We start from the raw sequence: 9,262 nt of genomic DNA, 5'->3' as shown, positions 1-9,262 counted from the left end.
GTTGGAGCGATCAACATCCTGCGCCAACCTGTGATAGATGGTAACAGTCTATCAGCCTAGATAGCTATACGCTCTGATCTAGGATGAGCTAATGAGCTAGCTCTGAACTTAGCAGTCTGCACAAAACAGAAATGGCCTGCGTGCGTTAACTAGCTAAGAATCCCACGGCTTTAGCCGTGTTGGAGGCTCAAATCGAGGCTGTCCATGAATGTCATGATACGAATGAAATTATAGACGAGATGAAACGGCTATATCGGCGGGAAATCGCCAAAGAAAGAAGAGAAGCGGCGGCACGCCGGGCAAGCGCTTCAAGCTCGGGCTCCTCCAAAAAGGATGACGACGGGGACGATGACGAATAGACGGCGCATGAAAAAAGACACCGCTCCTGTTGTGGCAGGATGCGGTGCCTTTTGCATGGATGGTTCTGACGGGTCCGTCCCGATCAGTAAGTAATCATGACTGTCCGCGTGGCCTCGGCATACTCTACTTTGGCACCCAGCACTTCGGAGAGCAGGCGGACCGGGACCATCGTGTTGTCGCCGACCAGCCGGGCAGGCGTATCGGTTTGCCGCAGGTCGCCGTTCACTTCGTAGGCGTTTTTCGTTGTGTGCAGCGTGACCTTAAGCGTTCCTTTCGTATACACGGCCGCGCGCTGCTGCTCGTCCCAGTCCACGTTCGCTCCGAGCGCAGCAGCCAGGTCGCGGATATACAAGTACGAGGAGCCGTCGACGATGACCGGCGTCCGCCGCATCGGGAAGGAGACGCCGTCGACCGAATAGCTGCTGTCATCCAGCCCGAAGCTTGCTTTACGCTGGATCGGCAGGACGGTGACAGCCTGCTTGAGGTAATCGGACGCATTCCGGTGCAGCTTCTTTTTTCCGAGCTGCGGCAGCGGTTCCGTCGTGAAATTCCATTCTTTCGACTCGGTGGCTGTGGTGCCGTCTTTTTTGGTCACTTGCAGGCTCAGCTTCACGAGATAAGTCTGATCCGCTTGCAGCGGCTTGCGCGGCAGCAAAATGACGGCATTGGTCAATTTGTCGTCGTTATCGGGCGAATTCACGAACAAGTCGATCTTCTGCTTGGCGTTGTCGGTCAGTTCGGCGCTCAGCAGCTTGATTTTGTCCACATTCTCGCCGAAATATTGGGCCATGATCGGGTAGCCGACAGGGTAATTGCCGCTCGTATGCATACGCAGTGGGTCTGGGGCTTCGTTCCCGTCAAAGGACGTAGGGACATACCGCTCCCCGTCCGCCGGCGAGACGACGATCGGCGAGTTTTCGCTCGATCCGAAGCCGAATTCGATGACCGTGTAATCGCCTACTTTGGCAACACCGACTTCTTTGGCATCCGGGTTCAAGAACGGAGAGCGGTGGTAAGGCGCATCGAACAGCACGTCGACCGACTCGCCGATCGATCCCGCGTGATACGCGACGTCTTCCCCGAGCTTGGACGAATACCCGTAGTATGCGGCGCGCTCCCGTGGAGATTGGCCGAAAAATCCGGTTTTGTTCGGATTCTGATCGTGCAGGCTCTCTTGGCTTTTTTCGCTTTGGGCGATTTTGTTCGCATCCAAATATTTCGCATGCGCCTTCGCCATAGCGAAAAGCCGTTCGTTCATCTGAAGCTGGGGGAGTCCGTATAGCACCCGGTAGTCGTTAACGGCGGCGAGCCCGCTCTGATCCTCCGGGGTAGGAGTCTCGAAGCGGCTGGTTGCGTCTTTCGCTACGGTAAACGACCAGGATTGCTCGATCGGCTTGTAGTTGGGATAGATGATCGACATTTTGACGGTGTAGTTTCCGGGCGCGAGATCGTTGTCGGGCGTATAGGTAAACGTCCCTTTGTTTTGGTCGTAACTGGCTGGCACGCTCTGCCCGTTCAGCGTCATGGTGTAAGACGAGGGCGCGAAGGACAAATCGGTATCGAAATAAAACGTAAGATTCGGCTTGGTGACGCCGACGGTTCCTTTGGGAGCCGCATCGAAAGAATAGGAGGACGCTTGGGCTTGGGGTATAGGAAGTGTAAGGCCGATACACCAGAGCATCAGCACCAAGGATAAGAGCAGCAGAGATTTGCCCGGGCGGGCGATTGAATTCAAGGGAAATTCCTCCTTACGTAATGAATTTTAGGGGTGCAGACTTCCTACCTTAAATCTATTCGGCGTTTGTGGGGGAAACCCTTTTCGCAACAATTTCCAGACCATGGCGGGCATGAAGAGCGGGGAGTTTTATCCCCTTGATCAGATGCTTGCGATTAAGCGATAGTTGTGTCGCAACCGATGAATCATACCGTTTCATGGACATCCGGAGAAAGCTTCTTGATAACTTTATTTCTAAAATCGTCATCTCTCATGATCCCGACGAAAAATTCATCGCTCTTATGTTTCAACCACAAGCTTTCCGTTCCCTTAGAATCATTGATGAAGGCGGCAAGTTCTAACGTTTCTCCGTTTTTCTTGCATCCATACATGGCCCATGTAACCACATACATCGTCGACCCGCCCTTGAAGCCGAGCTTGCGATATTGGGATGTTTCAGAGGGCGGTCTTCCTACCAATCGATCCAAGATCACTTGGGCATCCGGTGAAAAATAGGTGCCGCTGTTGATTTTATTCATAAGCGAAGCATATTCCTTCGTCGTTCCGCCCGGCAATCGTTCGGACTCCAGCTTTTGAAGACTTCGCTTGTACCCTTCTTTCCGGTTTAATTTCTGGATTGTAGCAGCATCGGATTCTTGCTTTAGTGTGTTATGCATCTCATATGCCAGCGAAATATATTCCTCTTGGCTCATTTCGCGCATCCGACGAATCAGATTCTTGCCGCTCAGCCCTTCTTTGTCTTTGACATACATCGAGGTCAGCATCGCGGAAGAGAGCGGGAATATAGAGGTATGGTGCTCCATGCCCAGCTCTCCCAAGCTTGCATTGATTCTGTCTCCGCCCAGCAGCTCAAATATATACTCCGTGCAAGCATTCGAACTGAACTGAAGCATGCCTCGGGCTACTTCGTCCAATGTTAATTCATGTCCGGCTTCAAGCTTCTCCTTCAAATCATATTTCCAGCTTGAATGAGCGCCGCCATCCGTGCCCGGAATATAGTACCGTTCCACATCGTTCAGGCGGACACGCGCTTCAGGATCAACAAGCCCTTGGGCCGCTTGGTTGGCATACTCGATGGCAAGGATTAATTTAACGGTGCTGGCCAGCGGCATGACTCTGTCCGCATGGTATTCAAGCAAAGGCTCATTATTATGCAGCACACAGATCGAGCTGCTGTCCCCGTTCTTCACGTAATAGTCCAGCACGTGCTGTGCCGTTTTTTTGTTATCTACGTATCGAAGTACCGCCGCTAATGCAAAAAAAGCGACAACGAGCAGAAAGATGGCCACGATGATCCAAATGATAACGGACAAATCAATCCCTCCAGTAGTAGCAAGTTTTATGGGTTCAGGGGCTCTCGCATGCACGCATCGGTACAGTGATTCGTAGATACGATCATTCTCCGCTTTGCGATAAAATCACAGCAAGCTTGCCCAATCCCCATATACTTCGATGCAAGCAACAACGGCAACAAAGGCCATATGCCACAATACGGCTTGCAAGTTGAATAATTGCCGTCACCGATGAACTTTTCCCCGGTAACCAATCGTATATATAAATGCAAAGATGATTCCTAAATGAAAAATAAACATCAAAATATAGCAAACTATTTTATATTAATTCATTTGTTAACATGCGTCAACTATATTTTACAAAAAAGGAATTATGGTCCTTTCATGACTTATTTTAGATATAAATAATTTATACGTAAATATTTCCACAAACACGCACTGTTAATCCGCAAAAAGCTTTTTATAGATTCAGATTTGCGTTTTGATTATTCGGCTCGGGTGAACAATTGGTACAGCGCTATGAACGCGGTGGAGCGCCTGAGATTCAGGTCGATGATGGCGGAAGCATCATCATGCTCCGGCATGGATAGATCGGGAAGGCGTCGTGGGTGAATCCAACCCGGTTAACGTGATCCCGGTCAGCAAGAGCAGCAGAAAGGCGACGTCCGGGATAAACCTTCTCATGCATGCCTCCTAAGCTGATATGGTGTGCGCACATGGTATGGGCGAACGAATGCGGCGGACGGTTCAAATTAGGATATCCCAGCATCTTGAAATTCAGGGGGCTGTGTGAGAATCTAGGAATAGAGAGGGGAACGTCATGTTCCGCTTAAGTCTTACGTAATGGGGGAGTTAGCAATGGAGCTGAATGTGAAGCGGCTATCCGAGTGTACGTTGAATCAGGCGGTAGAGGTTTGGAACAAAGGGTTTGAGGATTACTATGTTCAGATCGTCATGACGGTCGATGCTTTCTTGGCGCGAATGGTGGCTGAGGGCTTGTCCCCGGACTATTCCTTTGTCGCGTTTGACGGGGACGAGCCGGTAGGGATCATTCTGAACGGCATCCGTACGATTAGCAGCGCCAAAACGGCCTGGAACGGGGGGACAGCCGTTGCTGCGTCGCACCGGAGGCACGGCGTTGCCAGACAACTGCTGGAAGCGTCCATTCAGCTGTACCGTGAGGAGGGCGTGTCGCGGGCAACACTCGAAGCGTTCAAGCAGAACGAAAAGGCCATTGCCTTATACCAGCAAATGGGCTACGAGGTAACCGATCAACTGGTGGTTCTGGAATCGTCCGAGGCTTGGCATCCGGGAGAGCTTCCACGCGGGGACTATACGGTCCGCTGGTCCGGTCCGCATGAGGCGGCGCGGCTTCCCTTCTACGACGCAAACTCCGCGTGGCAGACGGGATGGCAGAGCTTGAAGGACGGGCATGCCGTTATCGCGTCCGACCCACAAGGCCACCCCGTCGGCTATGCGCTTGCTAAGCGGGTGTATGATGCGTTGGGCGAGCATACCTCGACATTCTTGTACCAATGCGTAACGAGCCCGGATGCCCCTGGTACGGACGGAATCGTCCGGCTCTTGTGCTCGGAAGTGTTTGCCGGAGCCGATGCGCTGCGGAAGCGGGCGTTAAACTTGCCGGGGACGTCCGTCTGCGCGGAGGCTTTGACGGTCGGAGGGTTTACGGTCGCTGTGGAGCAGGTTAAAATGGACAAAAGCTTCTAAAAGGGCCCGTGCGGGGGGAGCTGTGCGCGGAACCGCGCGAAAAAGGGGGAGTTTGCAATGCCATTTCAGTTCGAAGCGGGCGATTATCCCGAACGCCCGGGCTGCTACATCATGAAAAATGCCGAAGGACACATCCTTTACATTTGCGCAGCCGTCTGCGCTCGTATTTCCAAAACCGGGATCAGCGCAGGCGCATTCGTCAAATGGTGCTGGACATCGCGTCCATTGAAGTGGTACTGGTCAACAATGAATCGGAAAGTCTGCTGCTGGAGAACAATCTGATCAAGATCCATAAGCCTCCGTACAACCGGGCGCTCAAGAGGGACAACAGCGGGTATGCTTATTTGCAGATGACGGACGAGCGGTTTCCGCGGCTGACCGAATACTACCGGGACCGTAGGCTCCGGGCCGTGCGCGGCGGGGGCGGAGCGAACAAAGCCGCAGCTCCGGGCAAGGAGCTGCGCTTCGGCCCTTACCGGAGCGCCCGCTTCCGCGATGCCGTGCTCGATTTTGTCACAGAGCATTATAAGCTGAGGACATGCGACAAGAAGCCGAAGAGGGTCTGTCTGCTGTACCATCTTGGCAAGTGCAGCGGCGTATGCGAAGGGAAAATCACGGAGGAGGCCTACCGGGAGACGGCGCGGCAAGCGGCCGGTCTGCTGCTGAACCAAGGGGAGAACCTGATGTCCGCGATGCGCGCCAAGATGAATGAGTACGCCGAACGTCTGGAATTCGAGAAAGCCGGCAGCATGCTCCTTCACCTGCGCATTTTGGAGGAAATGCCGGAGAAGCAGATCGTCGACCGGGAAGGTTCAATCCATCAGGATGTGCTGTATTTTGGCGAGGAGCGGGTGCTGATCGCGAAAGTACAGGAGGGCATGCTGCGGGATTTTCAGATGCATGAATTAGAACGTGCGTACGGCGAGGTCGCTTGCGACCGTTTTCTGGTCAGCCGCTATGGGGAAGCCGAGGGGCCGGATGAGCTCATCGTCAACAAAGTGAGTGACCCCGGTTCGGTGCGTGCCGTGTTGCGGAGAACGGGAGGCAGGGCGATCAAGATTACGACGCCCAAGCGGGGCTTGAAATACGATTTGCTGCAATTGTGCAAGGACAACTACGAATACCGGATCGGACGCGATGGGAAGCAGTCGTGAGCGGACGGCGAGGCGGATTGTCGCTCAATTGTACAGAAAAGTCGGGTTGACAAAACGAACAATTGTAACTACAATGGTTACAGGTGATGGAATACAACAGAGAGGAGAGGATATGAATTGTCGATCAGCAGTCGTTTTGCCGTAGCGATTCACATCTTGGCTCTCCTCGATATTAATAAAGAAGGCCGCAATACGTCGGAATTTATCGCAGGCAGCGTCAATACGAACCCGGTGGTGATCCGCCGTGTGATCGGTCTGCTGGGCAAAGCCGGGCTGGTGCATACGAGTCCCGGCGTCGGCGGCGCATCGCTGGCCCGTCTGCCCCGGGAGATTAACCTTTTGGAAGTGTACCGTGCCGTACAAAACGACCCTCCGGGGGAGTTGTTCGCGGCGCACGATAAGCCGAACCCGAAATGCCTTGTCGGGCGAAATATTCAAGAGACGTTGGACACCGTCTTCAAACGGGCGGAGTCGGCCATGGAGAACGAGCTGGCGAAAGTTACGCTGGACCAGATAGTGTTCGATTTGGTGCGGGGTGACCAGTAACCCTTTTTTTTAGCACAACATGTAACTATTTTAGTTACATGTGAATGGAAAGAAGAGACTCGGACGACTTTATTAAGGAGGTGAATTTAAGATGACCGTCAAAATTCAAGTGTATTCGGACTACGTTTGTCCCTTCTGCTTTCTGGCGGAAGGACCGCTGGAGCAGGCCGTGCAGGGCAAGGACGTCGAGGTGGAATGGATGCCCTTCGAACTGCGCCCAAGCCCGACCGAACCGCTGGACCCCTGGAACGATCCGCCAAAATTGAAGATGTGGGAGCAATCCATCGCTCCTTACGCGCAGCGGATGGGTATCGATATGAAGCTGCCGCGGGTTTCTCCGCATCCCTACACCCACCTTGCGTTCGAAGGGTATCAATACGCCAAGGAGCATGGCAAAGGAAACGAGTACAACCACCGGCTGTTCAGGGCCTTCTTCCAGGAGGAGCAAAATATCGGGGACCCGGACGTGCTGGCGAAGTTGGCCGGCGAAATCGGACTGGATGCCGCCAAGTACCGGGAAGCATTGGAAACGCGGAAGTACAAGGAAGCTCATCAGCAAGCGCTGAACCATGCTTACCGGGAAGCCGACATCACGGCCGTACCTACGTTTTTTATCGGCAACAAGGTGCTGCGAGGCGTAGCGAACCGGGAGACGCTGGAGCAGGCAATCGCCGAGGAACTGGCCGGTCAAGCCGGCAAGGCTGCCGAAGGGCTATCCTGCACCGTGGATGGAGAATGCGATTAACCGCGATAACATTTGATCACCATAATATTTCATAAGGCGAAAGGATGGATTTACGATGAAGATTGCATTGGTTGGAGCAACGGGAACGATCGGACAGCGGATATTGGAGGAAGCCTTGAGCCGTGGACATCAAGTAACGGCTATCTTGCGCGATCCGTCTCGTGTGACGAAACAGAACGAAAACCTGAAGGTGGTAACGGGAGACGTTTCGAACGTGGATAGCCTCGCCTCAGCGGCAGCCGATCACGACATCGTGATAAGCGCCTTTGGTCCGGCGCACGGCCAAGAGGAGAAGCTGGTTCAGGCCGCCCAAGCGTTGGTCGATGCGGCGAAAAAGTCCGGCGTCAGCCGTCTGCTGACTGTCGGCGGCGCGGGAAGTCTGGAAGTGGCTCCAGGCGTGCAACTGATCGATACGCCGCAATTTCCCGCCGAATGGAAGGGAATCGCATTGGCGCACCGGGATGCGCTGGAGGTATACCGCAGCTCCGGGCTCGACTGGACGAACCTGAGCCCAGCCGCATTGATCCAACCGGGAGAGAAAACCGGGCAATACCGCACGGAAGAAAACCGACTCGTCACGGATGCCGAAGGGAACAGCCGCATCTCGGCCGAGGACTACGCCGTTGCTATGCTGGACGAGGCGGAGCGACCGCGCTTCTCCCGCAAACGGTTTACGGTCGGTTATTAATCCATCATCCGAAATAAAAAAAAGGCGATTACCGCGATGATTCCATTGCGGACGGATCGCCTTTTTGGTTTACATTGACATGAATCGAAAGATTATTGCGCTGAGAAACCTTGGCTAATATTCAGTAGTAATTCGTTGGGAAAGAATCCTTCTTAGTTTAATTATATACGTTACCGGCACCTTTCATAATTCCAGTTCCAATATTAGCGATATGAACTTTATACCCATCGCCGTTTGGAACATTAGAATATGTAAGTGTAAACCATTCCTCATCTTTAGGTTTATTTTGCCCTACATAACCCTTACCGAATTCTCTGAACTTCCCGTTTACGGGCTTTCCAATCATATATTCAATATTAATATCCGTACTACCGCTAATTACTTGCCAACCGTTAAGAGTAACATTATTATCTGTACTTTTGCTAAACATCCGGGTACTTAATGAACTTCCTCCTTGTAGACTCTCAATTTCCCAGTATAAAACATCTGCAAAAGTTGAAAAAGTAGGTTGTTCAATCCATTGTTTCTTTAAAGTTTGTTTGCTAACTTGACCATTTGCACCAATTACCAATTCTTCATTTTGTAACTTCCATTGATCACCTTCTTTGAGAACCTTGTATGCGATAACCGGTAATGTACCTGTTGTATTCCAGGTTTCTTGTACATCCACAAGGTACTCAGACTCGTTAATTTTTCGTACACTTTTGATATAATAACCCACGCCTGTTGATTAACCAACTTTTGGGATATCAAGACGTGAGAAATAGACGTATTTATCCAGAATCTTAGTAACAGCAATGAGCCATTCCGCCTGGAATTGATTCTCTTGCATGAGTTCCTTAAATCGGATGAGTGGCATGGACTTGCAAGCGATGATGAGCGATTTGGAATGGTCATATAGCCATCTCAAGACGACATACGTCATGAGTGCAGCGAACAACTGGTTGAATACGGCATTTTTCGTGGATCCAAACAGAACAGGGACATTCAAGTTTTGCTTGATCCATCGGAAGA

The 9,262-nt window shown here is 52.1% G+C and carries 8 protein-coding genes and 1 pseudogene; 5 read left to right on the top strand and 4 right to left on the bottom strand.

What is annotated here, in order from left to right; genetic code table 11:
- Nucleotides 1-442 precede the first annotated feature (442 nt).
- Nucleotides 443-2,095 (bottom strand): stalk domain-containing protein, encoded by a 1,653-nt coding sequence (locus BLO51_RS27750; protein ID WP_090677328.1) that lies wholly within the window; start codon nt 2,093-2,095, stop codon nt 443-445.
- 185 nt (nt 2,096-2,280) lie between these two features.
- Entirely contained in the window at nt 2,281-3,408 is a 1,128-nt protein-coding gene (locus tag BLO51_RS27745) for a serine hydrolase (RefSeq protein WP_090677325.1), read from the bottom strand.
- Nucleotides 3,409-4,245: 837 nt separating this feature from the next.
- Between BLO51_RS27745 and BLO51_RS27740 the strand changes: the two genes are divergently transcribed.
- The 5 genes from BLO51_RS27740 to BLO51_RS27720 all read left to right on the top strand — a co-directional run bounded on the left by BLO51_RS27740 (nt 4,246) and on the right by BLO51_RS27720 (nt 8,248).
- Complete coding sequence (locus BLO51_RS27740) at nt 4,246-5,115, top strand: GNAT family N-acetyltransferase (RefSeq protein ID WP_167670365.1); 870 nt, start codon at nt 4,246-4,248, stop codon at nt 5,113-5,115.
- A 143-nt stretch (nt 5,116-5,258) separates the two neighbouring features.
- Nucleotides 5,259-6,269 carry an excinuclease ABC subunit UvrC gene (locus tag BLO51_RS27735; protein ID WP_245719865.1) on the top strand — a complete coding sequence of 337 codons (1,011 nt, stop codon included), beginning with the start codon at nt 5,259-5,261 and terminating at the stop codon, nt 6,267-6,269.
- 117 nt (nt 6,270-6,386) lie between these two features.
- Nucleotides 6,387-6,815, top strand: coding sequence for an Rrf2 family transcriptional regulator (locus BLO51_RS27730; protein ID WP_090677313.1), 429 nt, complete (start codon nt 6,387-6,389; stop codon nt 6,813-6,815).
- A gap of 91 nt (nt 6,816-6,906) precedes the next feature.
- Nucleotides 6,907-7,560 (top strand): DsbA family oxidoreductase, encoded by a 654-nt coding sequence (locus tag BLO51_RS27725; RefSeq protein WP_090677310.1) that lies wholly within the window; start codon nt 6,907-6,909, stop codon nt 7,558-7,560.
- A 55-nt stretch (nt 7,561-7,615) separates the two neighbouring features.
- On the top strand, nt 7,616-8,248 hold the full coding sequence (locus tag BLO51_RS27720; protein ID WP_090677307.1) for an NAD(P)-dependent oxidoreductase: 633 nt from the start codon (nt 7,616-7,618) through the stop codon (nt 8,246-8,248).
- A gap of 157 nt (nt 8,249-8,405) precedes the next feature.
- Here BLO51_RS27720 and BLO51_RS27715 read toward each other — a convergent pair whose 3' ends face one another.
- On the bottom strand, nt 8,406-8,918 hold the full coding sequence (locus BLO51_RS27715) for a hypothetical protein (RefSeq protein WP_143007016.1): 513 nt from the start codon (nt 8,916-8,918) through the stop codon (nt 8,406-8,408).
- 60 nt (nt 8,919-8,978) lie between these two features.
- Nucleotides 8,979-9,262, bottom strand: a pseudogene (locus BLO51_RS31335) (IS4 family transposase); the annotation flags it as partial.

Source organism: Paenibacillus tianmuensis (assembly GCF_900100345.1).
Taxonomy (GTDB): Bacteria; Bacillota; Bacilli; order Paenibacillales; family NBRC-103111; genus Paenibacillus_G; species Paenibacillus_G tianmuensis.
This window is presented reverse-complemented; position numbering and strand designations above follow the sequence as displayed.